The sequence below is a fragment of the Bacteroides pyogenes genome (genome assembly GCF_014196225.1).
Lineage (GTDB): Bacteria > Bacteroidota > Bacteroidia > Bacteroidales > Bacteroidaceae > Bacteroides > Bacteroides pyogenes_A.
Map to the genome: position 1 here is coordinate 1 of NZ_JACIDI010000021.1, position 24,290 is coordinate 24,290.

21 protein-coding genes are annotated in these 24,290 nt (G+C 49.8%); 11 read left to right on the forward strand and 10 right to left on the reverse strand.

The window, feature by feature from the left end; all coding sequences use genetic code 11:
* The 6 genes from GGR07_RS11955 to GGR07_RS11985 form a co-directional block, all read left to right on the forward strand.
* Positions 1–768 (forward strand): FimB/Mfa2 family fimbrial subunit (locus tag GGR07_RS11955; RefSeq protein WP_183200515.1); only part of this gene is annotated, 768 nt, incomplete at its 5' end.
* Positions 769–815: 47 nt separating this feature from the next.
* Complete coding sequence (locus GGR07_RS13950; protein WP_256680527.1) at positions 816–3,212, forward strand: fimbrial protein; 2,397 nt, start codon at positions 816–818, stop codon at positions 3,210–3,212.
* 82 nt (positions 3,213–3,294) lie between these two features.
* Complete coding sequence (locus GGR07_RS11970; protein WP_147298105.1) at positions 3,295–6,054, forward strand: BACON domain-containing protein; 2,760 nt, start codon at positions 3,295–3,297, stop codon at positions 6,052–6,054.
* Positions 6,055–6,381: 327 nt separating this feature from the next.
* Complete coding sequence (locus GGR07_RS11975; RefSeq protein ID WP_034544068.1) at positions 6,382–6,879, forward strand: HU family DNA-binding protein; 498 nt, start codon at positions 6,382–6,384, stop codon at positions 6,877–6,879.
* Between the two features lie 305 nt (positions 6,880–7,184).
* Positions 7,185–8,096 carry a peroxiredoxin family protein gene (locus tag GGR07_RS11980; protein WP_122056360.1) on the forward strand — a complete coding sequence of 304 codons (912 nt, stop codon included), beginning with the start codon at positions 7,185–7,187 and terminating at the stop codon, positions 8,094–8,096.
* A gap of 71 nt (positions 8,097–8,167) precedes the next feature.
* Positions 8,168–8,548, forward strand: a complete 381-nt coding sequence (locus GGR07_RS11985; protein ID WP_147298104.1) for a hypothetical protein — start codon at positions 8,168–8,170, stop codon at positions 8,546–8,548.
* A 120-nt stretch (positions 8,549–8,668) separates the two neighbouring features.
* On the opposite strand, the gene GGR07_RS11990 is transcribed toward GGR07_RS11985, so the two are convergent.
* Positions 8,669–9,316 carry an HAD family hydrolase gene (locus GGR07_RS11990; RefSeq protein WP_034543672.1) on the reverse strand — a complete coding sequence of 216 codons (648 nt, stop codon included), beginning with the start codon at positions 9,314–9,316 and terminating at the stop codon, positions 8,669–8,671.
* A 155-nt stretch (positions 9,317–9,471) separates the two neighbouring features.
* Here GGR07_RS11990 and GGR07_RS11995 point away from each other — a divergent pair, with 155 nt between their 5' ends.
* The 4 genes from GGR07_RS11995 (at position 9,472) to GGR07_RS12010 (ending at position 12,885) form a co-directional block, all read left to right on the forward strand.
* Positions 9,472–10,053, forward strand: a complete 582-nt coding sequence (locus tag GGR07_RS11995; protein WP_021647345.1) for a pilus assembly protein N-terminal domain-containing protein — start codon at positions 9,472–9,474, stop codon at positions 10,051–10,053.
* 223 nt (positions 10,054–10,276) lie between these two features.
* Positions 10,277–11,134: an enoyl-ACP reductase FabI gene (locus tag GGR07_RS12000; protein WP_034543662.1), complete on the forward strand. Its 858-nt coding sequence runs from the start codon at positions 10,277–10,279 to the stop codon at positions 11,132–11,134.
* Between the two features lie 6 nt (positions 11,135–11,140).
* The gene (locus GGR07_RS12005; protein WP_122056359.1) at positions 11,141–12,148 is read left to right on the forward strand and encodes a gliding motility protein GldB-related protein; all 1,008 of its coding nucleotides are present in this window, start codon (positions 11,141–11,143) and stop codon (positions 12,146–12,148) included.
* A 32-nt stretch (positions 12,149–12,180) separates the two neighbouring features.
* Positions 12,181–12,885 (forward strand): SAM-dependent methyltransferase, encoded by a 705-nt coding sequence (locus tag GGR07_RS12010; RefSeq protein ID WP_034543663.1) that lies wholly within the window; start codon positions 12,181–12,183, stop codon positions 12,883–12,885.
* Here GGR07_RS12010 and GGR07_RS12015 read toward each other — a convergent pair.
* From GGR07_RS12015 to GGR07_RS12025, 3 genes are read right to left on the reverse strand one after another with little or no spacing between them, the layout of a single operon-like run.
* Positions 12,851–13,969 carry a hypothetical protein gene (locus tag GGR07_RS12015; RefSeq protein ID WP_034543664.1) on the reverse strand — a complete coding sequence of 373 codons (1,119 nt, stop codon included), beginning with the start codon at positions 13,967–13,969 and terminating at the stop codon, positions 12,851–12,853. The genes GGR07_RS12010 and GGR07_RS12015 overlap by 35 nt on opposite strands.
* Positions 13,970–14,025: 56 nt before the next feature.
* Positions 14,026–14,874, reverse strand: a complete 849-nt coding sequence (lipA, locus tag GGR07_RS12020) for a lipoyl synthase (protein WP_122056358.1) — start codon at positions 14,872–14,874, stop codon at positions 14,026–14,028.
* Complete coding sequence (locus tag GGR07_RS12025) at positions 14,874–17,084, reverse strand: S9 family peptidase (protein ID WP_034543665.1); 2,211 nt, start codon at positions 17,082–17,084, stop codon at positions 14,874–14,876. The genes lipA and GGR07_RS12025 overlap by 1 nt, the downstream gene beginning before the upstream one ends.
* Before the next feature lie 154 nt (positions 17,085–17,238).
* Between GGR07_RS12025 and GGR07_RS12030 the strand changes: the two genes are divergently transcribed.
* On the forward strand, positions 17,239–17,541 hold the full coding sequence (locus GGR07_RS12030) for a hypothetical protein (RefSeq protein ID WP_021647337.1): 303 nt from the start codon (positions 17,239–17,241) through the stop codon (positions 17,539–17,541).
* Between the two features lie 666 nt (positions 17,542–18,207).
* On the opposite strand, the gene miaA is transcribed toward GGR07_RS12030, so the two are convergent.
* The 6 genes from miaA to GGR07_RS12060 all read right to left on the reverse strand — a co-directional run bounded on the left by miaA (position 18,208) and on the right by GGR07_RS12060 (position 24,241).
* Positions 18,208–19,104 carry a tRNA (adenosine(37)-N6)-dimethylallyltransferase MiaA gene (miaA, locus tag GGR07_RS12035; RefSeq protein WP_034543666.1) on the reverse strand — a complete coding sequence of 299 codons (897 nt, stop codon included), beginning with the start codon at positions 19,102–19,104 and terminating at the stop codon, positions 18,208–18,210.
* A 33-nt stretch (positions 19,105–19,137) separates the two neighbouring features.
* Positions 19,138–19,692, reverse strand: coding sequence for an IS1096 element passenger TnpR family protein (locus tag GGR07_RS12040; protein ID WP_034543667.1), 555 nt, complete (start codon positions 19,690–19,692; stop codon positions 19,138–19,140).
* Between the two features lie 22 nt (positions 19,693–19,714).
* Positions 19,715–20,482, reverse strand: a complete 768-nt coding sequence (gene lpxA, locus GGR07_RS12045; protein ID WP_122056357.1) for an acyl-ACP--UDP-N-acetylglucosamine O-acyltransferase — start codon at positions 20,480–20,482, stop codon at positions 19,715–19,717.
* Between the two features lie 17 nt (positions 20,483–20,499).
* Positions 20,500–21,885: a bifunctional UDP-3-O-[3-hydroxymyristoyl] N-acetylglucosamine deacetylase/3-hydroxyacyl-ACP dehydratase gene (locus GGR07_RS12050; protein ID WP_034543668.1), complete on the reverse strand. Its 1,386-nt coding sequence runs from the start codon at positions 21,883–21,885 to the stop codon at positions 20,500–20,502.
* 3 nt (positions 21,886–21,888) lie between these two features.
* Positions 21,889–22,929 carry a UDP-3-O-(3-hydroxymyristoyl)glucosamine N-acyltransferase gene (lpxD, locus tag GGR07_RS12055; RefSeq protein ID WP_122056356.1) on the reverse strand — a complete coding sequence of 347 codons (1,041 nt, stop codon included), beginning with the start codon at positions 22,927–22,929 and terminating at the stop codon, positions 21,889–21,891.
* Between the two features lie 82 nt (positions 22,930–23,011).
* On the reverse strand, positions 23,012–24,241 hold the full coding sequence (locus tag GGR07_RS12060) for an HD domain-containing protein (RefSeq protein ID WP_034543669.1): 1,230 nt from the start codon (positions 24,239–24,241) through the stop codon (positions 23,012–23,014).
* Positions 24,242–24,290 lie beyond the last annotated feature (49 nt).

Sequence of the window (24,290 nt, forward strand, 5' to 3'; positions counted from 1 at the left end):
GAGCGTGTGGAGCAGGTGACACTGTGCGTCTACCGTCCGGACGGGAGCATAGAACAGACCCTGACAATCTCCAAAGGCGAACTCATGAAGTTTCAAGGGACGGAACTCTACCTTCCCCAAGGGGAGTACACGGTGGTTTGCTGGGCGAACGCATCGGCAGAAAACAGCAGGCTCGGAGGATTCCAAACAGGGGAAACCATTGCCGACCTGTTCCTTGAACATCCGAAAGCCGCAACTTCACAAGAGATCCCTACGCTCGACAGGCTACTGTTCGCCACGGCGGACCTGAGTGTGAACGAGCGGAACGCGGGTGTGGAGACCGAAGTCAAGTTCAGCACCAAGACCATTCGCGTGAGCGTGCTGCTGAAAGGGATAAGCCTGCAACCTCAATTAAAGATGGGCGGTCTGGCATCCGCACTGCGTCCGATGAAAGATGACGACACGGGAGAATGGAAAGTGCTTCCGGTGGAGCAGGGAAAGACATACGTACCGACTGTGGAATACGACGGGACGAAGAAAGAGGCCGTAGCCGTGATAGACGTGCCGAGATTCGGAGCGGACACGCCCGCTCTGATAGAACTCAAAGACAACGCGGGAAACCACATCGTGCCGCCCATCTCGATAGCAGACCTTCTCAGGAAGTACAACATACAGATAGGGGATGAAAACGAAATCGTGATTCCCATCGAGATTACATTTACCAACGGACACGCGAAGATAACGATTAAGGACTGGGAAAACCAGAATGTGAAGCCGGGAGGAGTCTGAAAGACACGTCATCAATCATGAAATGCAAATCATAAAAACAATATATTATGCCAAGTAATTCAATCATCATACCATTTCGCAGCCTGCTGTCGGTCTCGTTATTCTTGCTGCTCGTACTCTCGTGTCAGCAAAACGATCCCATCCTTCCTGCTCCCCCTGCGCCCGGTAAAGGTGAAACGGCCGAAGTGACGCTTACCCTTCACATTCCCGATTTCCGGGCAGCAAATACCCGTGCGGGCGTACATGAGGAAAAAATAGACAAGATTACCGTGCTGATGTTCGCCGATGAAGGCGGCACGGAGAAAGTCAAGGTGAAAAAGAATATCTCCTACACCTCGCTCCTTGACGGCGGCGCTCCGGATACGAAAATCTTCAGCATACCCGTCACCGCAGGGACATACAAACGTATAGCTCTCGTAGCCAATGCTGAAGCGGAACTGTCCGGAATCAATATCGGCTCTACCTACGACGATCTTAAGCAGGTGGAAGCCATAGGCAAATTCGGACAAAAGGGAGGGACAGAACCGGACAGCTACATCCCGATGTACAGCGAGTATGCGCCGCCTGAGGGTATCAAGCTGGAAGCGGGCGTGTCGCAAACCATTGCGCAGGCGATACCTCTTATCCGCATGCTGGCACGTGTGGACATCATCAATCCGACAACTTCGGGAGCTACTACAGTGGGTGAAGTTTACTTCGTCAATCCCGCGGGAAACGGGCGTGTTTGGGTCGATCCCGCCACATACAATACAAGCAATCCGCAGTCCGGATACATGGTTCCCACTCTGCCCGGCACACTTCAAAAAGCCAATGGCAGCGATCCGCTTTTGGGAGCAGGAGATCCCGGAGTTCAGGTAATAACGTATTATCTGAACGAACAGCCCGCAACCTCTACAACCCTCACCACTTCCGGCAACAACCGCCCCTGCATCGTGATGATTCTTGCCTATCAGGGAAGACAATACTACTACCGCATGGACTATACTTGGGACGGCATCAAGGGTGGAAACGTGGCACCCTATGAGAAAGGAAAACCCATGCCTATCCTGCGCAACCACCGCTATATCTTCACCATCAAGGAAGTGAAAGGGCCGGGATTCCTTACTTTGAGCGAGGCAATACAAAGCCCGGAAAACCATACCAACCAAAACATCGTGGTGACGCCCGTCGTGATAGATGAAGCGTTCACGGATGTGACGTTCAACGACATGGGGCAGTATATTGCCGTGACCCGAACGGCGATTCTTTTAAAAGGCGAGCATACAAGCGCCAGTTCGGAAAACCGCTTTTCAGTGCACACCAACTATCCTTCCGGGTGGAAGCTGACAGCTTATCAATATGACGGAACACCGCTTCCGGCTTCCGCATGGCTCACACCATCTCAAACCGTCGGAGCGGCAAATACTACTGTCGAGGTACAGGCTCTGACACAGGGGAAAGGATGGAAGTTCGGCTACTTTGAAATACAGGCAGGCAGGCTTCAGCGCAGAATAGAGGTGATATTACTCGGCAAATTGCCTTTGGAATATGCGGCGGAATATAACCTCGCCGGTGGTTATCAGTATGGTTCTTCCTTTAATAAAGCTCTCAATGGATCCCCTTGGTTGGGAGGACAGTCAGTCCCTCTTTCCCCCACCTCCGCACAGACCGATATGGCTCTTCGTTGGGCCACAAGCCATGCTAATGACCAAAGCGGCTATTATAACGGTTATGTATGTAAGGGTAAGCACGATAATACTTATAATCCAACTACCAAGAATATCATGAATGATGTTTTCTTCACTACCGGTGAAGGGAAAAAATATCACATTCCTTCGCGTCAAGAATTGACAGGTGCATTTTGCTATTCAAACGAAGTACAATATAATAGCGCGATAGACTATCCAAATTTGGCCGAGGCCGTCAAGGTCGGAGAAACTCTACAAACTTATGCCTCCGACTTCTATTCCGCAGGTAATGGCATCTGTTATGCTCTGCGGTTCAAAAAAGGCACTTCTACAGGCAGCGATGATCCGGGAGTGCCTCTTGCCGCCACCAACAGCATGGCCTGCGCTTATCGTTACGAACGGGTGGGTGCAATGACTACTTACCTTAATACTACCGACTATTTGAAAATACAGTGCGTTTATGTTGGCAACCAAACCCCTTTGCCCGACTTAAAGACAAAGATTGCGCAAGAGAGCTGGTGGAACGCTCAGGCTCCCAGCACGGTTATCACTCGTATCTTCCCTATTCCCGGGAGTATTAGTGAAGCTAAACCATCGGCTGTATCTGACAACTTTCTCAGAGAGCGTGGTATAATAGGTTATTATTGGACGAGCACGCTTTCTCCTAACCAAGATTGGCTTGCCTATAGCTGCATCTATTCTCAGAACATACGTCTGTATAGCGGTGGAACAGACATGCAAGGGGGATTTGCAATACGTCTCTTTTCCAATGAATAAAAATGATATCTACGGTTGTTCGGCTTAAAGATGCTGACATGTTTAGGAATAATGAATGTATTAATAACAGATGAATAAAAGGATGAAAATAAAATCTCGAATATCCGGTTTGGCCGGTTTGGTGCGTGCCTCACGCTTGGGGAGGCGACATGTCTCGGTTGCACTGTGGGTTGCGATGGCGACAGTTCTCACGACTGCTTGCAGCGACGATTCGAAGCAGCCTGCACCGCAAGCCGATGGGCATACGGCCGTTATTTACCTGAATTTCAAAACAGCTGCAGCCAAGCCCTATTCCGGCATGCAGGCTTCGCAGAAGCCCGGAATGTCGGTGACGGAACTTTGGATGGACGCGGACACGGCGGACAGTGCTCCCACCGAAGAAAAAACGACCGCCGGAACTACCCGCGCACCAATGACCCGCGCCGTGGACGAGACCGGCATACAGACCGTAGACGTGCTTTCGTTCAAGACGGATCCCGCAGACCCTACGGATATAAAGAAAGGAACATTCTTCTATCGCTCTCGCGGAGTGTACACTCAAATAACTCCGGGACAGGGACGCGTGGAAGTGAAGTTGATGGGGAGTCCGGAGGCGCAGACGCTTGTGGTGCTTGCCAATGCTCGCACGCAGGTGGACGCGCTCGGCGCTGTATATGGAGAGCAAAAAGAAGCGGTGATGAGCCGCCTAACATTCGATGTGGCGATGGAGGTTTCTCCCGACCTTACGAACGGCATACCCATGTGGGGCGAGCTTCCCAACGAAGTGGTGGGTGAAGGTTTTTCCCCTTCCGGCGCTCCCAAAGAAGTGACGATGATACGTTCGGTAGCCAAGTTTACGCTGGTGAACCCTCCGCAGAGCGACCCTAAGGGCTTTTTCTTTTACTATGACCAACTGCGGCTGTACAACTACCGGAAGAAGGGACGCATCGCTCCGGACAATTACAACAGGACGGACAGTAAAGTGAACGCCCCCACCGTGCCCGCCGGCGCCCGCCCGCCTCGGGGCACATTCGTCCAATTGAACAGTGAGGTCTCACCTGGACGTATCGGTATCTACGAAGGCAAGCAGAAGTCGTTCTACTTGTGCGAGGTAGACAACAATGTGCATCCCTCCGGCGGGAATGCGCTGGACGACCTTTGCCTGATCGTATACGTGAAGTCGCACGGCACCGGTTTCATCCCTCCCAAGCCACAGAGACACGGCTACTACCGCCTCGACTTCAAGGACTACGGAACGGGAGTGCGGATGGACATACTGCGCAACCACGAATATAAAATCCAAGTAGAAAGTGTGGAGGGATTACCTGCTGACACTCCTGAGGAGGCTTTTAAGGGCAACCACACGCTCAAATGCCGCATCGTTCCGTGGAACGAAGTGCAGGAAGAGGTGAAGGTTGAAGGGAACAAACGGCTGACGGTGGACAAGCGGGTATTTCAGTTCCCGGGAGACCCCAATGTGGCGGGCGAAACGGGCGGTACGCAGACCCTCACGCTCAGCACGGAAAACACAGGCGGATGGCGTATCGATGGCAAGCCTGACTGGGTAAACCTCTCGCGAACTTCAGGCGCCGACGGCACACCTGCCACTGTGACGCTCAGCGTGGGCGTTAACCCCGGACGTACAGACCGCACGGCGGTAATGAATCTTGTGGCCGGCAATCTGACCTACAAGATTCATCTCTCGCAACCCGATGCCTGCGGCAAGAACGGTGTGCCCAAGAAGATGCGTATCGGCAATAACGACTATTACACACACCGTTTTGGCGGCCCCAACGGGCAGTGCTGGATGCTGGAAAACTCGCGCGAAGGCACTGCGGACGCTGAATTGCCCCCCTTGCCGGGCAGAACGCACAAAAGATATCTGTGGAACGGATGGAATGCTGTCCGGAGAGATAAAGCCGGCTTTCCGGCAGGCTGGGATATTCCTACGTACATGGATGTTTATAACCTGAGGAAAACGACGTTTTCGGATGGTACAGGAACAGGTATAGGAACAGAGAAATGGTTTTGGCTGCAATGGCAGAAGGATCCGGGCGTACTGTCCTATCATCCCGCTTTTGATGGGAATGGCCCCGTAGTAAATCCTTCACCGGATTGGAGCTCAATTGGCGGCAGAACTTCCGACAAGTTTTGGCCGGGCGACTATCAGAATTGGGAATACAGACGATTGCCGCGACTGGCTTCTTATATAAGAAAACAACAAGATAACATATCCGCGTTTTGGTCATATCAGAATTGTACTAACCCCAGTATGAATTCCGGTGTTCAAGAAATACCTGCCGCCAATGGTCAAAAAATGCACGCCCATGTAGGACGTATGCCGATTGTTACGGTGAACATCGGCATACCGAATAAGTATCAATCTTGCATTCACATTGCTACTACTTTAAGAGAGCCCGGAACGCATATGAACGCTTACGAGAGAGCGTCAGATTGGCTGACATTACATTGGTGGGTAAATCCGGACACAGGAGATAACTGGTCTTGGGGATATAATGGCCCATGGGGGAAAAAAGGTTTATTGCGCAAGGCTACGAGTAGTCATGGTTGGTTCGGTCCCAGTGATATGCCTTGGCGACTTACGTCATCTCATTTTTATGATGTTATGATAGAAAGGGATGGGGCTACCTTTGCAGATTTATTTGTGGGCGGACAACATTATTATAAGCCCAAGAATAGTGGCTCCACATATGAATATAATTTTTATCCGGGTGCAAATGAATTGTTTGACTATAATCCATCATTGCCTGGTGCTAACTATAATTTAGATTTTAAAAATCAGACAGGGCTGGGTGCCTATATGGAGAATCTGCTCCCTCTTCGTTTCGTGCGTAGAGATTGATTTTATCGGCATCCTCTGTTCCCGCATCGGCTTATGGCACATCGATGCTGTGCAAGTTTTTTTCATGGGGCCCGCAGGGAAACACGATTATGAGGCTAACGAAGTTAGAAATAATGACAAATAAGAATTCACGCCCACTCGTCCGGCCGGAAGCGACACCAAGTGTCCGACTTAGACTATGTCGAGAGTCCGACCTCGACATAGTCAAGAGTCCATTCTTGACATGGTCAAATGTCCGACCTTGACAACACCCCTTCGGAAGTATCTCAGGGGCATGTTCCGGCGAGGCGGGCAGGCTATTGTTTAATCTTTAAATAATTTATTACAATGCTATTCTTCAAGAAACAGAAATCACAGCTCAAAGACCGACCTGTGAAGTATTATCCGCAAGTAGTGACCGTGGGCAAGCCTGCCGGCACGCAGGAAGTGGCGCGCCGCATTGCGCGCGAGAGTACTTTATCGCCGGCGGACGTGCACGCCGTTGTCCGCGCGTTGCCGGAAGTGATGTCGCAAATCATGTCCGAAGGACGAAGCGTGAGCCTCGACGGGCTGGGTTCGTTCCGCTACGCAGGAGTGGTAGGCAAAACGGTAGACCGTGCCGAGGACGTGAACGCAGACCTTTTCAAAGGGATACGCGTGCGCTTCACTCCCGCGCGTGAACGGAAGGACCTCGGGACGGGATACACCCGGGCACTGGTGAGCGACATCAGCTTTGCCGAGTGGCAGGGAAAACCGTCGAAGAAAAAGCCGGAAACCGGAGGCGGCACTTCCTCGCCGGGAGGAGGTTCCGGCGGACATGGCGAGGCTCCCGACCCGGGCGCATAAAAGGCGGGCTTGCAGGGCACAGAATCCTGCAAGACGTTTTCATCCGTGAAATCCGTGAAACAGCTGCGGTGTTGCCCGAAACTTTCCTCTCCTCTCTTTTTGCCTCATAAAATGTCGTGTACTCACACTCCCGATGCCGGGATTTCCGGAGAGGTAAAGGGAAACAAGGGAATTTCCGGCAACACCACAGACCAAACTTAAAAGAGCTGCCGGCCGGACTTAAAAAACTCAAAAGCCCCGACCGTCAGACTTAAAAGAACCACCGGCCAAACTTAAAAGTCCGCCGGGCAGACTTAAAAGAACCTATGAACAAACTACATGACTTCCTCGCTCTATTGCCCGCTCTCTTCCTCTTGTCCGCCCTCTGCTGCGGATGCCGGAGCCGGAAACAAGGAGAAGAAACGGGAATAGAAAGCCGCTACATGCGGCTGCTACATGCTCTTGTGACAGACGACACGCCTGCCCTGCGCCGTGAACAGCATTACGTAACGGACACGCTCCCCCCCGACACGCTCCTCGCCTTTCCCCACAGATACGACTACATGCGTGTATGGGCAGATTCGTACATCTTATACGACGCAGTGATGAAAGCGGAGAAACCCGAGGTGGCAACCACTCTTGCTTCCGAACGTTTCTGCACCGATATGAAACGCCTTGCCGCCCGGCTGATCGGCGCGGGCGGGCAGCGGTGTGCGGAAGAGATGTTGCGCCCTGTGGCGGAATGCCTGTCGGGGCATGGCATGAGCGATGCGGCGGCGGTAACCGCCGCCGCCTGCATGGGCATCGATGCCGACCCTGCCCATCCGGGCGACATTGCCCGCCGCCTGCTCACCCGCCTGCTGCTTGTGGGGAAGAGGGCTCCCTGTCTATCACGTACTGTCCCGTCGGTATCGTCCGGCCCCACGTTGTTGCTGTTTTATGAGACGGATTGTCCCGGCTGCGAATCCGTTCTGCGGGACTTGTGCGGATTCTACGCCACCCTTAAAGGAATAGGCATTCGTGTGGTTTCCATCGCTTCGGACGAAGACGAACACACATTCTCTTCCCGTGCCGCCTCATTGCCTTGGGCTACGAAATTGCATGATTCCCGTGGTTTCCGGAGTCCCGACTTCGAGGCTTACGGTGTGGCGTTTACACCTACCCTTGTATTAGTGAATCCGGACGGGCGTGTGGTCGGTTCGTACAGTACGCTGGAAGAGACGGGGCTGCTCCCGTAGCTTGCCTGCCTTATCGCCACTTCCCGCATCGGGATGTGGTGAAGCCGGCCGATATCCCAAAACTCAAAATCATGGACACTCTTTTATCCCATAATGCGAACATACGCACGGAGTTGTCGGTTCTCTACGCCAAGCTCCAAGTCTATTATCTCATGCAAATATACCTTTGGCGCAAACGCGACCTGAAAAAGGCCCGTCTGTTCAATGCCCGCCTGAAGCAGCTGCAAGAGTCTGAAATCGTTGAAAACTCAGAGGGGGCAAGCCTGCATGCGCTATGCGCCGCTTACTTGCGCATGCAGGAATGCTATGCGTACGAACTGGCTATGGTAGACCGCATTCTGGAGGAATATCCGGCTTTGTTCCTGATGGACAACGATTCCCTGCAGGCTGTTCTGGAAGAGGAAACGGAGGCTTTCTCCCGGGAAAACGCCGGAGGTACGGACAGCAATTGAAAATATGCCACTAAGATACCCTTAGTCCGGATACCGTGCTGTTTTCAGTCCGGCATACGTTTTCTCCGAAGAACGCTTAAAGGCATCCTCATATCCCGAATCATCCCCTCGGCTTTATGCTTACACCAAGTCCGCTATTTTTTCCGGGCTGTCTGCAATATATGCGGGATGAAACTGCTCCAGCTCCTGTCTCGGACGGAAGCCCCATGTCACCCCGCAGGCCGTGATTCCTGCATTGGCAGCTGTTTGCATGTCTACTCCCGAATCGCCGACGTAAAGCACATCTTCTTTCTTTATATTTGCCAGTTTCAGAATATCAAAAACAATGGCGGGGTCAGGCTTCACGCTTATTCCTTGACGCTGACCGAACACGGCCGTGAAGCGTATCTCCGGGAAGTAGCGGGCAATGAGTTTTTCGGTGGCAGCCTGATATTTGTTGGAGGCTACGGCTATTTGGATGCCTTTCGACTGCAATGATTGCAACAACTCGGGAATACCCGGATAAGGACGGCTGTCGTCGGCGTTGTGAACATCGTAATAGGGGATGAATTCATTGCGTACACGGAGGACGTTCTCCTGCGTCCGCTCTCCTTCGGGCAATGCCCGCTCGAAGAGTTTGTCGATGCCGTTTCCCACCATGAAGTTGTATGCTGCCGTTTCATGCGTGGGGTATCCCAGCTTGTTCAAGGCATGGTTGGTGCTGTTTGCCAAGTCGGCTATGGTATTCAGCAGCGTTCCGTCGAGATCGAAGATGACCAGTTTTTTCATTGGCTTTTTATTTATGTTGTCAGCGAGTGAGCATTCTTGTTCCATGTGCAAAGGTAAAAAAAAAATCTCGGACACGCATGCAATATTTCTGCCATAAGCCTATTTAACAAACAAGAGCTCTTGGAAATATTAAAGTTAAACTAAAAGAAAACAAAATGAAATTCAAAATGAAATTTTTCGGACTTGCAGCGGCGATGGTCTGCTGTGTACTTGCAACCTCTTCGTGTAGTAAAGATGATGACAATAAAATCCCCAGAGTGCAGATGCTGAGATTCAATCCTGCCAAAGTGGAAGTTACCGTCAACTCGACGGCTTTGGTGACGGTGAGCGGCGGAACGGCCCCTTACACAGTCAAGTCGGGCGACACACGGATAGCCACTGTGAAGTCGGACAAGAACAAAATCACCATTGCAGGCGTCAAAGCGGGGAATGCCGTAATCACGGTGACGGACAAGAAAGGAATGAACGGCAAACTGACGGTGACGGTGACGGAAAAGAGAAACGCCGGTCTGGATTTCGACAAGAAATCGGTGACGGTCGGTGTAGGTAAGCAAGAGACAATCGCCGTTAAAAACGGTGCAGCGCCTTACACCGTTACGGTGAAAGACATGAAAACGGCCACCGCCTCGGTCAAAGACGGCAAAGTGGTGGTCAAAGGCGTCAAAGCCGGAACGACCACGGTTACGGTGACCGACAAGAATAAACTCTCGGGCATGATAAATGTGACCGTGAAATAAAGCAACCTCCCTGAATACTCTCTCGAAGATATGCCGCAGAAAACCGAGAACGGCAGTTTTGAGAAGGATTAAACTATAATTACAACCCTGCGGGAGCCACATCGAACTCTATTCCGGAAAAAGAAGATGTGGCTCCCTGTTTATTGCTTGATTTTTGCACACTTCTCATGCTTTTATGCAGAAAGTTCCTATCTTTGCACAAAATTTAACCGTTATAAGAAATATGAGTTACAACTTACTGAAAGGAAAAAGAGGGATTATCTTCGGCGCGTTGAACGACCAGTCCATTGCTTGGAAAGTGGCGGAGCGCGCGGTGGAAGAAGGAGCGACAATAACATTATCAAATACTCCGATGGCTATCCGTATGGGTGAAGTCGACGCTTTGGCCCAGAAGCTGAATTGCCGGGTGATTCCCGCCGACGCTACTAATGTGGAAGATCTGGCTAATGTGTTCAAGACTTCCATGGAAGTGTTGGGAGGAAAGATAGATTTCGTACTGCACTCCATCGGTATGTCGCCCAACGTGCGGAAGAAGCGTACTTACGATGATCTTGATTACGGAATGCTGGATAAGACGTTGGATATTTCCGCCGTTTCATTCCACAAGATGATTCAATCGGCGAAGAAGCTGAATGCGATTGCCGATTACGGGTCGATTGTCGCTTTGAGCTATGTGGCGGCACAACGCACCTTCTATGGTTACAACGATATGGCGGATGCCAAAGCGTTGTTGGAATCCATCGCCCGCAGCTTCGGTTATATTTATGGCCGCGAGCATAATGTACGTGTGAATACTATTTCGCAATCGCCTACGTTTACCACAGCCGGTTCGGGTGTGAAAGGAATGGATAAGCTGTACGATTTCGCCAACCGCATGTCTCCGCTGGGTAACGCTTCCGCTGAAGAATGTGCCGATTATTGTATCGTCATGTTCTCCGACCTGACACGTAAAGTGACCATGCAGAATTTGTTCCACGACGGAGGATTCTCCAGTATCGGAATGAGTCTTCGGGCGATGGCTACCTACGAGAAGGGATTGGATGAGTACAAAGACGAAGAAGGCAACATCATTTACGGATAAGTAAAGATGAAGAAACGGAATACTCTTCTTATAGTAGGGATGGCCATCCTTCTCGGCTCTTGCCGGATAGGCTCCGGGAAAATGACAGACCGGAAAGAAGAAGAGATTTCGGTCTTGAGATATGACAAGCTGTTGGGCGAGTATGTTCGCTCCAACAGCTTTTCTGCTATGCAGAAAATAACGATGGATTATCAGTTGCCGACTAAAATCCTGATCGAAGACGTACTGGCTATCGGGACCGTGGACGGTGACACCATTGCGCAACGCCTGCAACATTTCTATTCGGATACTACTCTCTTGCGCCTGCTGAACGATGTGGATCATAAATTCCCCGATTTGGAAGAGGTGGAGAAAGGACTGACCAAAGGCTTCGGAAAGCTGAAAAAAGAAGTCCCCGACACGCAAGTGCCATTCATTTACTCGCAAGTATCCGCATTCAACGAGTCCATTGTTCTGATCGATACCCTGCTCGGAATCAGTCTCGACAAATACATGGGAGAAGATTATCCGCTTTACAAACGTTTTTATTACGACTATCAGTGTCGTTCCATGCGTCCCGAGCGGATTGTGCCCGATTGTTTGGTATTCTATCTTCTCAGCCGTTACGGGATGGAGTATTGTGAAAGTACTTGCCTCGTCGATTGGATGATACACTACGGTAAAATCAATTATGTGGTGCAAAGCCTGCTGGACTACCGTGATATCGGTCAGACGATGGGGTACTCACCCAAAGAAACAGCCTGGTGCAAGAAGAACGAGAAAGATGTTTGGGCATATATTCGTGATAACGACCATTTGTACGCGCGCGATCCGATGATTATCCGTTATTACATGAAGGCTGCCCCTTCTGTCGACTTCTTGGAAAAAGACGTTCCGCCGTCGGTGGGAATTTGGTTGGGCGCGAAAATCGTATCCGCTTATATGAAAAAGCATAAGCGCGCCACAATAAAAGACTTGCTGGAAACGACCGATTATCACGAAATGTTGAAAGAGTCGGGCTATATGAAGTCCTGACTCTTAATTATTTCAAATTTCAAACCAAGAAAATGGAAACTGCTCTTTACCTATTGCCAGTAACGCTGGGCGATACGCCGATCGATCGGGTATTGCCGCCTTACAACAGAGAAATCATTCGCAACATCCGGCATTTTATTGTCGAAGACATCCGGTCGGTCCGCCGTTTTCTGAAGAAAACAGACCGTGAAATAGATATCGACGCGCTGACTTTCTATCCTCTGAACAAACATACGTCGCCCGAAGCCATTTCAGGGTATCTGGAACCTTTGCTCGCAGGCTCTTCGATGGGAGTGATATCCGAAGCCGGCTGCCCCGCTGTGGCCGACCCGGGCGCGGATGTAGTCGCCATTGCCCAGCGCAAGAAGCTGAAAGTCGTTCCTTTGGTAGGTCCGTCGTCCATTATCCTTTCGGTGATGGCGTCGGGGTTCAATGGGCAAAGCTTTGCTTTTCACGGCTATCTGCCTATCGATCCCGCCGAACGCATCAAACGGTTGAAACAGTTGGAACAGCGCATCTATGCCGAGAGCCAGACGCAGCTTTTCATCGAAACCCCTTACCGCAATCATAAGATGATGGACGACATTTTGCAGCATTGCCGTCCGCAAACGAAGCTTTGCATCGCTGCCGATATCACCTGTGAAGGCGAATATATTCAGACTCGCAGCGTAAAAGAATGGAAGGGGCATGTACCCGATCTGTCTAAGATTCCTTGTATTTTTCTCTTATACAAATGACTTCTTTCAGGTGTTCGTATTCGTCTTCGAAGCAACTGCTGAAGAAACCTTTATCCAGATTCTCCTGAATCTGCTTGAAACTCCATAATTTGCCGTTCTTAAAATGCGTGTTGCAGAGAATCGAGTCGTCTTTCAGGTCGATAATAAACAGATAGATGAGCCGATTGGTTACTTCGTTCTCGAAATGGTATACAATGTTGAACGTCGGTTCGCTTTCCTGTGCCTGAGGAAGCGAGTTTCGCAGCAGGCGGGATACGCCTTCCGATAATGTTTCTCCGTAACGAAGGTAACATTCCATGGGAATATCCATCTTCCCTTTATCCAGAATGGCGGACATGGATTTGCTGCAAAGAAACAACATCCCGCCGACGGATACGGCTATCCGTATCACGGGGTTGATGTAAGCGTTCTTGTAGTTGATTGCTTCTATGGCAAGGCTTTTCCCGATCACCTTCCCTTTTCTATCCACGATAGGTACGTATTCGGTGTGAGACATCAGGTGGTTGAAGTACCGGATGGCGATTTGATTGAATAAAATGCTTGCAATAAAGACAGCAGGAGGGAATATCCGGTAGAGGATGAACGTGCTTGTCCGGTTTATGGGACATTGAACAGCCAGAATAATACTCATGACGATGAAATGCAATGCTCCGAATAAAAGAACGATTCGTGCGGATACGACGGCAGATTCGGCTCCTTGTGCGAACAGCCGTTTATTGCACGATTCTATTTGACCCAGAAAATGGTTGATGAACCTTTTCCGGTGCATGTATAAAATCAACATAAAGATAAGGATACATATCTCTAAAGTTACAGGAAAACAACCGTCAGGAATGTAATTGTTGTTAATTATATTGACAAGTGAGAGAAGCAGCAGTACTCCCGTTGAAATGTATAATATAAAATTGGGTACAATAATTCCTTTTCGTCTTGACTGCAGATATATGAGAGCTATGCCGATACCCGTACCGGTATAGGCGGCGATGTCTTGCGTTATGATTTCACATAGCAGAATGGATATGATAACGGGGATAAAACCCAGTGACATATTGAATGCGGACGACAGTATTCCTTTGTGGTTCATCTTTGTTTTATGCGTCAGTCTTTTTCATAAAACAACCGATGAATCTTTTTTGTTTTTTATCCGATGTGTTTCTCCGCATGGTATGAGGAGCGGACGAGCGGGGCGCTTTCCACAATTTTGAATCCTTTTGCCAATCCGGTTTGTTTGTATCGTGCAAACTGTTGCGGAGTAATATACTCTGCCACAGGATAATGCCGGCGGGTAGGCTGAAGGTACTGCCCGATGGTGAGGATGCCGCATCCCACTGCCAGCAAGTCGTCCATCAATGTTTCCACTTCTTCCGGGCTTTCTCCCAGACCCACCATGATGCCGCTTTTCGATTTCGTTCCGCTTTTCGATACATGTCCGATGACTTGCAGGCTGGTTTCATAGTCGGCTGCGCTGCGTACGTGCGGACTGATGCGCCGCACCGTCTCCATGTTGTGTGAAATGATGTCCGGCCCTGCCTCGATTACTTTATCCACCAGCTCCATCCGTCCCTGAAAATCGGGTATGAGTACTTCGAGTGTGGTTTGAGGGTTGAGGCGTTTGATTTCGCGAATGGTGCGTGCCCAATGTTCCGCACCCAGATCGGGAAGGTCGTCGCGGTCGACGGAGGTTACCACCGCATGGCCCAGCTTCATCAGCGCCACAGATTCCGCCACGTGTACGGGTTCCTGCTCATCGAGCGGGCGCGGGCGTCCCGTTTGCGTGTTGCAAAATTTGCAACTGCGCGTACAGATATCTCCGCCTATCATGAATGTTGCCGTTCCCTTCCCCCAGCATTCGCCCATGTTCGGGCAACGTCCGCTGCTGCATATCGTATGCAGGCAGTGCGAGTCGACAATCTTTTTCGTCTCGGTGTACCGCTCGTTGCTTCCGATGCTGATTTTCAGCCATTCCGGTTTGCGTGCTCTCTCAGCCATTACAGGTTGTTTTTAAAGAAGTTGGTAAGGCGTGTGTACAGGTGCAGGCGCGTTTTTCCGCCGTATATGCCGTGGTTGCGGTTGGTATATACCTGCATGTCGAATTGTTTGCCCAGTTGCACCAGATGTTCGGCATATTCCGTACAATTCTGGAAGTGAACGTTATCGTCCGCCATGCCATGTACGAGAAGCAGATGGCCGTGCAGTTTTTCGGCGCGGGTGAATGCCGAAGACGCCTTATATCCTTCGGCATTCTCTTTCGGCGTACGCATGAATCGTTCGGTATATACCGAATCGTAGTAACGCCAGTCGGTGGGAGCGGCTACGGCGACTCCGGCTTTGAATACGGGCGTTCCTTCGCTCATGCTCATCAGCGTCATGTATCCTCCGTAGCTCCATCCCCAAATGCCGATACGGTCTTTGTCCACATACGGTTGGTTCCCCAGATAGAGGGCGGTTTCCACTTGGTCTTTGGCTTCCTGTACGCCGATCTTCAGGTAAGTGCATTTCTCGAATAGCTCTCCCCGTCCGCCGGTTCCGCGACCGTCTACGCAAACCACTACGAATCCTTGGGTCGCCATGTAGGTTTCCCAACTGAGGCTCCAAGTGTCGCGCACTTCCTGAGAGCCCGGTCCGCTGTATTGATACATAAGAACCGGATATTTCTTCGAAGCCGAAAAACCGATCGGTTTCATCATCCATCCGTTCAACGTCACGCCGTCGGACGTCCGGAAGCTGAAGAATTCTTTTTCCGGAATGGCGTATTCTGCCAGCGTCTGCTGCAGCTCCTTATTGTCTGCGAGTGTTTTCAGCGTTTTCCCGTTGTTGTCGTTCAGCGTGATGAGCAGGGGAGTTTTCAGGTCGGAGAACTTGTTCATGTAGTGCTTCATCGTTTGGCTGAACAGCGGCGTATTGGTGCCTTCGTGCTGCGAGAGTTTGGTTTTCTTCCCTTTCTTGTCCGTTTTGTAAACGGCTTTACGCATCGGGCTCTCTTCGTTGGCGGTGTAGTAGAAGCTGCCGTCGGTTGCGTCGTATCCCAGAAATTCTTTTACTTCGTACTTGCCGTCGGTTACTTTCTTGATGAGGTTTCCGCCCATGCTGTACCAGTATAAATGGCTGTATCCGTCGCGTTCGCTAAGCATGCTGAAGCCTTCGGGATAGAAGCGGATATTATCGAAAACATTCTCTTTGATGTAATAAGGCGATTCGTCGCGTACCACCAGTTTGCAGAGCGTGGAGCGGGGATCGGCGAAATAAAGGTCGAAACGGTCCTGATGGCGGTTCAGCGTCATGATGGCCAGTTTGCCAGCATCTTGGGTGAAGCGGATGCGGGGAATATATCCGTCGGCATCCAGAGGCAGCTTCATGGTGCGGGTGACGCGCGACTTTATGTCGAATGTGCGTACTTCTACTTTCGAATTAGGATATCCCGCTTTCGGATACTTGTAGACGTATTCGCCGGGATAATCGTCAAACTGCCTCAGATGAGGCGACTGTCCGGCAAACAGCGGGAAGGAGTAGGAGGGAACCGCCGATTCGTCGAAGCGTACGAAGGCAATCATCGTATTGTCGGCGCTGAACTCCAATGCCCGGTTGAAGCTGAATTCTTCTTCATATACCCAGTCGGGTATTCCGTTCAGCACAGCGTTTCTTTTACCGTCTTCGGTTACTTGGCTTTCGCTGTTGCCGTAAAGTAATTTCACGAGGAAGATGTTGTTCTCCCGTACGAAGGCAACCATTGTTCCGTCGGGCGAAAAGACCGGAACCTGCTGAGGTCCTCCGTCGGAGAGCTTTTCGATGATGTTGTGCGTGGTTGCTCCCTTATCGTTCCGTTTGAGCGGATAGATATAGTGCACGGCCGTATACGAGTGTCGATACACGGGTTGGGTTTCTGTTGCGATCAGCAGTTTCTGTCCGTCGGGTGAAAACCGGTAACTGTCGAAATGCTTGAAGTCGCATTCGCGGGCTGTGGAAACATCGAACAGCACTTCTACTTTTTCGCCCGTTTTGAACGAGTATTTCACGATTTGCGTACGGCTGTCGTTCATCTGCGTATAATATTCTCCGTCCGGCATCGGGATTACTCCGTGTATGTTTTCGGGGCGAAAACGTCCCGATGTCACTTCTTCCAGACTCAGGTTCTTTTTGCCTTGCGCCATTCCGGCGAGACAAAGCAGGCAGAGAAAAAGGGCGATACTTATCTTCTTCATGGTTCTGATATGTAGTTATATTTTTTTATTCATACCTGCAAAAGTAACAATAAACTTAGATTCGGCAAAACATGCTTTGTTTTTATCGGCTTGTATGATGGATTATTGATGGAGATTTTTTATCTTTGTCTATAAACCTTTAGAACCGGACGTTATGAACTCGAAACGAAAAGATCTGCAATACGCCTCTGTCTTTCTATTGGCGGTGGTGTTGACATTCCTCATGGGGAAAGGAGATCGCTTGTGGCTTACTTCATGGGGAGACCTGATACCGAGTATTTTCGTGCTTTTCATAGCCGGCGACTGTTTGTACAGCTCGCTGCTCCGCATCAAGCGGGGAGGGGAGGAGAAAGGCGCTCGTTGGAGCACCTGCTTTACTTTTCTGATATTCAGTTTTGTCTTCATGGCCGATTTGTTCTTCATCGGGCATTTCATATTCGATAAGATTTGCGGATAGCTTCCGTATCGGACGGATTGTAAAATCATCTTTTCATTCAAACGGAAGAATTTCTTTGTGTGGGAGAAAGATTTACTTCGCCACGCAGGATATTGCGCCGACAGTCCTCAAATAAAAACAGTGTTGACTCTTAAGAAGCCCGACAGGATGTTGCAGTATCAGTTCTTCGACTCGGATAAGCCAAAACGAGCGTCAACTTGTAATAAAAATAAGTATTAACTGAGTCAACCGACTTTGCAAATAAGCCGTAAAGTGGTCAACTAAAAACACAGTGTTGACTCCTAAGCCGTATGTTTCATTTAGTTTCCCACCGATGAAACAATAGTTTCCCACTGGGGAAACAAAAGTTTCCCGCTATTGAAACAAAAGTTTCCCATTGGGGAAACTTTTTTCTCGCTATAGCATTACGGAGCGGACTGTCCGTCATCGGCTTCGGCGATCATCTTCATACGGATTCCGGACGTACGGATGGGGTTTCTTTAATCGGTGTGCCGGCAACGGATAAGCCTTTGTTCTTTGTCGACGGAAAAGAGGCGGACTCTCCGGCTGCGGGTATTTTGAGTCCGGAGCTTGTGAAGAACATGGTGGCAACGGTGGGGAAAAAGCCATCATTAAGCATGGGGGAAGGGCGAAACGGGGAACAGTCTCTTTTTCCTTTTTACGCCGTCAGAGCATTTCCTGAATATAGGCGCGAATCTCCGTTTCCTGTTCGGGGTGGAACCAGCGTATCTCTTCGTCGCGCTTGAACCATGTCATCTGTTTGCGGGAGTAAATGCGGGAATTTTGCTTGATTTTTTCAATAGCGAACGGAAGTTCCCATTCGCCGTCCAGATATTTGAAGAGTTCTTTGTAGCCTACTGTGTTGAGCGAGTTCAGGTGGCGGTAAGGAAGCACCGAACGAACCTCGTCCAGCAGCCCGTCTTTCATCATTTCGTCCACCCGTCGGTTGATACGCCCGTAAAGTTCTTCGCGGTCGAGCTTTAATCCTATTTTCAAGATGCGGAACGGGCGTTCCTTTGTCTGCCGGGTGCGGAAAGAAGTATAGGTACGCCCCGTCATGTAGCAGATTTCGAGCGCATGGATCACGCGCTTGGGATTCTTCAGGTCTACGATGCGGTAATACTCCGGATCGAGGAGACGGAGCTCGGCACAGAGTGGTTCCAATCCTTCCGTCTCATATCTTTGCAGCATAGTCCGGCGCGTATCTTCATCCACGGTGGGAATATCGTCGATTCCTTTGCAGACGGCATCCACATACATCATCGATCCGCCTGTAAGAATCACCACGTCTCGCCGGGTGAATAGCCGGTTGAGAATTTCCATCGCTTCCGCTTCGTATTGCGCGGCGCTGTAGTAGTCGGTCAGCCGCAGTGTGCCGACCAGATAATGGGGAACTCTTTTCAATTGTTCCTCAGTGGGGGCGGCTGTTCCGATTTTCAGGTCGGCATAAAGTTGCCTGGAATCGGCCGAAACAATAGAAGTTTGAAAGCCTTCGGCTAACCGAAGGCTTAATTCTGTCTTTCCTACTCCGGTAGGACCTATGAGGACGATGAGAGTACCCAATACGATGGAAATTTTAAGTCAAATGTCCGTTGCTCAATATTTGTCGTCATCGAAAGATCCGCCGGCATCTCCTCCCATATCGAATCCCTCCTGATCGAAATCTTCCATGTCGAAATCCTGGTCTCCGTAGAAACTTTCGTCCAGATCGAGCGAGTTGCCCGTTGAGGCCATCTCTTCGAAATCGACAGTCTGTTTGGGTGCTTCTCCGCTTTTTTGGGTGCATTTAGCTCCTTTGATGTCTTTTCCGGTGATGATTTCGGACAATTCGATGAAGAAGCAACGTTCCGTCATGTAGTCGAACACGTACAGCAACTTCTGCTTTTCGTCTTCTACCAGTTCGCTGACCGGTGTGTCTTTCATCACCCAGCTGTCCATTTCCGGATTGTCATCCATCTCTTCCAATGTCACTTCTTTGTCTTTCTCCCAGTCGTCGTCGCAGATGAAGAACGAAGTCATCTGGTTGTCGGTGTAACCGGTACACTCCAGTATCGCCTTGTGAAAGTCGAAGAATGTAGCTTCCGGATCAATCTGTATTTCTCTGACAAAGTCGTCGGCTTCATCAGATATGATTGTAAATCTGTATATCATGTTGCCTTAGTTTTTTGAGTTCTTATTTGATGATTCCGCGTTCCGAACTTCGGATGAAGTTGATGATATAATCAATTTCCTGCGTCCTTTCAAACTCATCCTCGATCTTCTTCAGAGCGTCGCTCGTGTTGAGCCCGCTTTGGTAAATGACGCGGTATGCGTTGTGGATGTTTTCAATTGTTTCGTTAGAGAAACCGCGACGGCGCAGTCCGATGATATTGATACCCGAGAATGCGATGGGTTCGCGCCCTGCGATGATGTAAGGAGGAATATCTTTGCTGAAACGCGAGCCGCCCTGTATCATGACATATCCGCCCACGTGGCAGAACTGGTGCATCAGTACGTTCGCGCTCACTATCGCATTATCGTCGATGACAATCTCTCCGGCCATCTTGGTAGAGTTGCCGATGATGCAGCCGTTTCCTATGATTGCATCGTGGGCCACATGCACGCTTTCCATCAGCAGGTTGTTGCTCCCCACTACGGTTCGCCCTTTAGCCGATGTTCCTCGGTTGATGGTTACGTTTTCGCGTATCAGGTTATTGTCTCCGATCTCCGCCGTGCTTTCTTCGCCGCAGAACTTGAGATCTTGCGGAATGGCTCCGATTACCGCGCCCGGAAATATTGTATTTCCGTTTCCTATGCGCGAACCGTACAGGATATTGGCGTTGGGCATGATCTTGTTGTTGTCGCCGATTACTACGTTTTTATCGATGTACACGAAAGGCGCGATCTCTACGTTCTCTCCTATCTTTGCTTCGGGGTGTATATAAGCTAAGGGACTTATCATAACTGATTGGAAATGTATTATTTGTTTTTTACTATTTGCGCCATGAATTCCGCTTCGCAAACTACTTTTTCGCCGACAAAAGCGTATCCTTTCATGGTGGAAATGCCTCGACGGATCGGAGCAAGCAGTTCCACACGAAAGATGAGCGTATCGCCCGGAACTACTTTCTGGCGGAACTTCACACCGTCTATTTTCATGAAGTAGGTAGAGTAACGCTCTGCCTCGTCTACCGAATTCAGTACGAGCAAACCGCCTACTTGCGCCATTGCTTCTACCTGAAGAACGCCCGGCATGACGGGTTCCTGCGGGAAGTGCCCCTGAAAGAATGGTTCGTTGGAAGTGATGTTTTTAACGCCTACAATGTAGTTGGCGCCGATTTCGATAACCTTATCCACCAATTGGAAAGGATAGCGGTGAGGAAGCAACTCGCGGATGCGGTTCACATCCATTATCGGTTCGGCGCTGCAATCGTAAGCAGGCGCCTGAATATCGTGCAGCCGGATTTCTTTCCGCATCTGACGGGCGAATTTGTTGTTGATCGTGTGTCCCGGACGGGTGGCGATGATGCGTCCTTTAATCGGCTTGCCGATAAGAGCAAGGTCGCCGATTACGTCCAGCAGTTTGTGGCGGGCGCATTCGTTAGGCCATACCAATGGTTTATGATTAATATAACCCAGTTGGTCGGCGTTCATGCGGGATACTCCCATGACATCCGCCAGCTTGTCGAAGTTCTCCTGCGACATTTTGCGCTCGTAAATAACGATTGCGTTGTCCAAGTCGCCTCCTTTGATGAGTCCTGCCGACAGCAACGGTTCTATTTCGCGGACAAAAACGAAAGTACGGCTGGCTGCCACTTCGTCTTTGAACTTGTCCATATCTTCGAGCGTGGCGAACTGATTCGGTATGATGGTAGAATCGTAAGACACCAGAACGTTCAGGCTGAAATTCTCGTCGGGAAGCACGATGATGGATGAACCTGTTGATTCGTCACGGACTTCTATTTTCGATTTGATGATATAGAAGTCTTTTACCGCATTCTGCTCTTCCGTTCCTACGCGCTCTATTTCCCGCACGTAATACTGTGCGCTACCGTCGAGAATGGGGAATTCCGGCCCGTTGACCTGAATGAGGCAGTTGTCTATTCCCAAAGCATAAAGGGCTGCCATCCCGTGTTCTATGGTGCTTACTTTGACTCCGTTTTTCGATAATACCGTTCCACGGGTAGTTTCCGTCACATTATCGGCCACAGCATCGATAATCGGATGTCCCTCCAAGTCGAGACGTTGGATCTTATATCCATGGTTATCGGGAGCTGGATTGAATGTTACGGTAAGATCAAGTCCAGTGTGAAGACCTTTTCCGCTCAGTGAAAAGCTATCTTTCAGCGTTTTTTGTTTCAACATTGGCTATTTGTTTAGTAGTTGTTTTAATTCTTCTAACTCTTTGCGCAGACTGCTCAACTCAGTGTACATGTCCGGCAATTTTTTCGACATGACCGCTGCCTTGAAATACGGCTTGGGTTCCATAGGAGGAGTGCCTATCAGCTGGCTGTCGGATTTGATGCTTCCGGGAACGCCCGATTGAGCGCCGAGATTTACACGGTCTCCTATCGTAATATGTCCGGCAATGCCTACCTGCCCGCCGAACATGCACCATTCTCCTATCTTGGTAGAACCGGCGATGCCCACTTGGGCGGCCATCACGGTGTGCGAACCGATTTCATCGTTGTGGGCAATCTGTACAAGATTGTCTATCTTCGCGCCGCTGTGTATGATTGTAGCGCCCATTGTCGCGCGGTCTATACAGGTGTTTGCTCCTATATCTACCTTATCTTCCAGGACAACGATACCGATTTGCGGTATCTTGTCGTATCCGTTCGGAGTGGGAGCGAATCCGAATCCGTCGGCACCGATCACAGCTCCCGAATGAAGAATACATTCGTTGCCGATGCGGCAGTCGTGATAAACGTTGACATTCGAATAAAGCAGGCAGTTGTCGCCTATTTTAACGCCGTCGCCCACAAAGGTGTGCGGATAGATCTGAGTATTGTTTCCGATTTCCGCATTCTCACCGATATAGGCAAAAGCGCCGATATATACATTTTCGCCCACTTTCGCGCCGGGAGCGACAAAAGCCAGGGGATCGATCCCCTGTTTCTTTGGCTTGCTCATTTCGTAGAGATTAAGTAGCTTTGCCAGACTTTCGTAGGCATTGTCTACTTTGATGAGAGTGGTTTTTATCTCATGTTCGGGAATGAAATCTTTGTTCACCAGTACGATGCTGGATTGCGTCTCATATATATAAGGTGTATATTTGGGGTTCGATAAGAAAGAAATAGCTCCGGGTATTCCCTCTTCTATTTTAGCGAATGTATGGACCGTCGCATTTTCATCTCCTACGATTTCCCCTTGGATAAATGCAGCAATTTGCTTAGCCGAAAACTCCATATCTTTATTTTAAAATTAAATTAGTCCACAAATAACGGACTTTTTTTCCATATTTCCGTATTCCGGAATGATTATTTTATAGTTACCTGTCTAATCGCTGATAGCAGAGATAGTATTTTTTTACCTTTTTCGACAGTAACGAGATGTTCAACATGTCCGATGCTTCGGCGATGTTCTTTATTGTTCCGTCTTTGTAGATAATGTCGATACTGTCGTCTGCGGGATTATACATATTTCTTTCGATGCCGGGGGTAGAGACGAAATAGCTTGCTTCGGAAAGTGAGATGTTCAGCTGCCGGCTGATTCGTGATATGAGTTCTTGTTTTCTCTCTTCACCGGCGGGTTCGGATGTAACTTCCACTTTAAAAACGTTCCGGTTGATCATGCCTTGGCTTAAAACGGCGAGAACTTTGTCGGAGTGTGTGCTCCATACTTTCAAGGCTGTCCATATGTCGTTATCGTCCAATTGGATGAAATGCTCCAGGCATTCGGGGTTGTTGTAAAACTCCGAATGGTCGATGTTGTTGTACAGGAAGAAATGCAACGAGGGAGAGGCAAACAGCTCCACACCTTGCGATGCCAGCTCTTTGGCACGCAATAAGGCGCTGATAAGCATGCGCTCGTAACCTACGGATGTCTTATGCAGATATACCTGCCAATACATCAGTCGGCGTGCCGTAAGGAAGTTTTCTATGGAATAGATGCCTTTGGATTCGACAACCAGATGGTCGTCTGCCACATCGAGCATCTTGATGATACGCGCCGAACCGATATTTCCTTCGGTGACTCCCGTGTAGAAACTGTCGCGGCGGAGATAATCGAGCCTGTCCATGTCGAGTTGTCCGCTGACGAGCTGGTGCAGGAAGCGTTTGGGGTATTCGTCCTTAAAAATCTGAATGGCGAGACTGAGCTGTCCGTTCATCTCTTTGTTCATACGCTCCATGAGCATGAGTGAAATCTCTTCGTGAGACACTCCTTTCACGATCGTATCTTCGAGCACATGCGAGAAAGGCCCGTGACCGATATCGTGAAGCAGAATGGCCGCCTGCACGGCTTCCGCTTCGCTGTCGAAGATAAAATTGCCTTTCGATGTCAGTTGGGTGATTGCTTCGCTCATGAGGTGGAAAGCTCCCAACGAGTGCTGAAAGCGGGTGTGCTGTGCTCCCGGATATACCACCGAAGACAATCCTACCTGCTTGATGCGGTTGAGACGCTGCAACAGGGGATGCCGGACAATGTTGTATAAGAGTCCCTTCGGGATATGGATAAATCCGAATACCGGATCGTTGATTATCTTTCTTTCGTGGATCACAATTTCGATATTTAACGGGTTAATGGAGCAACAACATCCTCGTCACGAA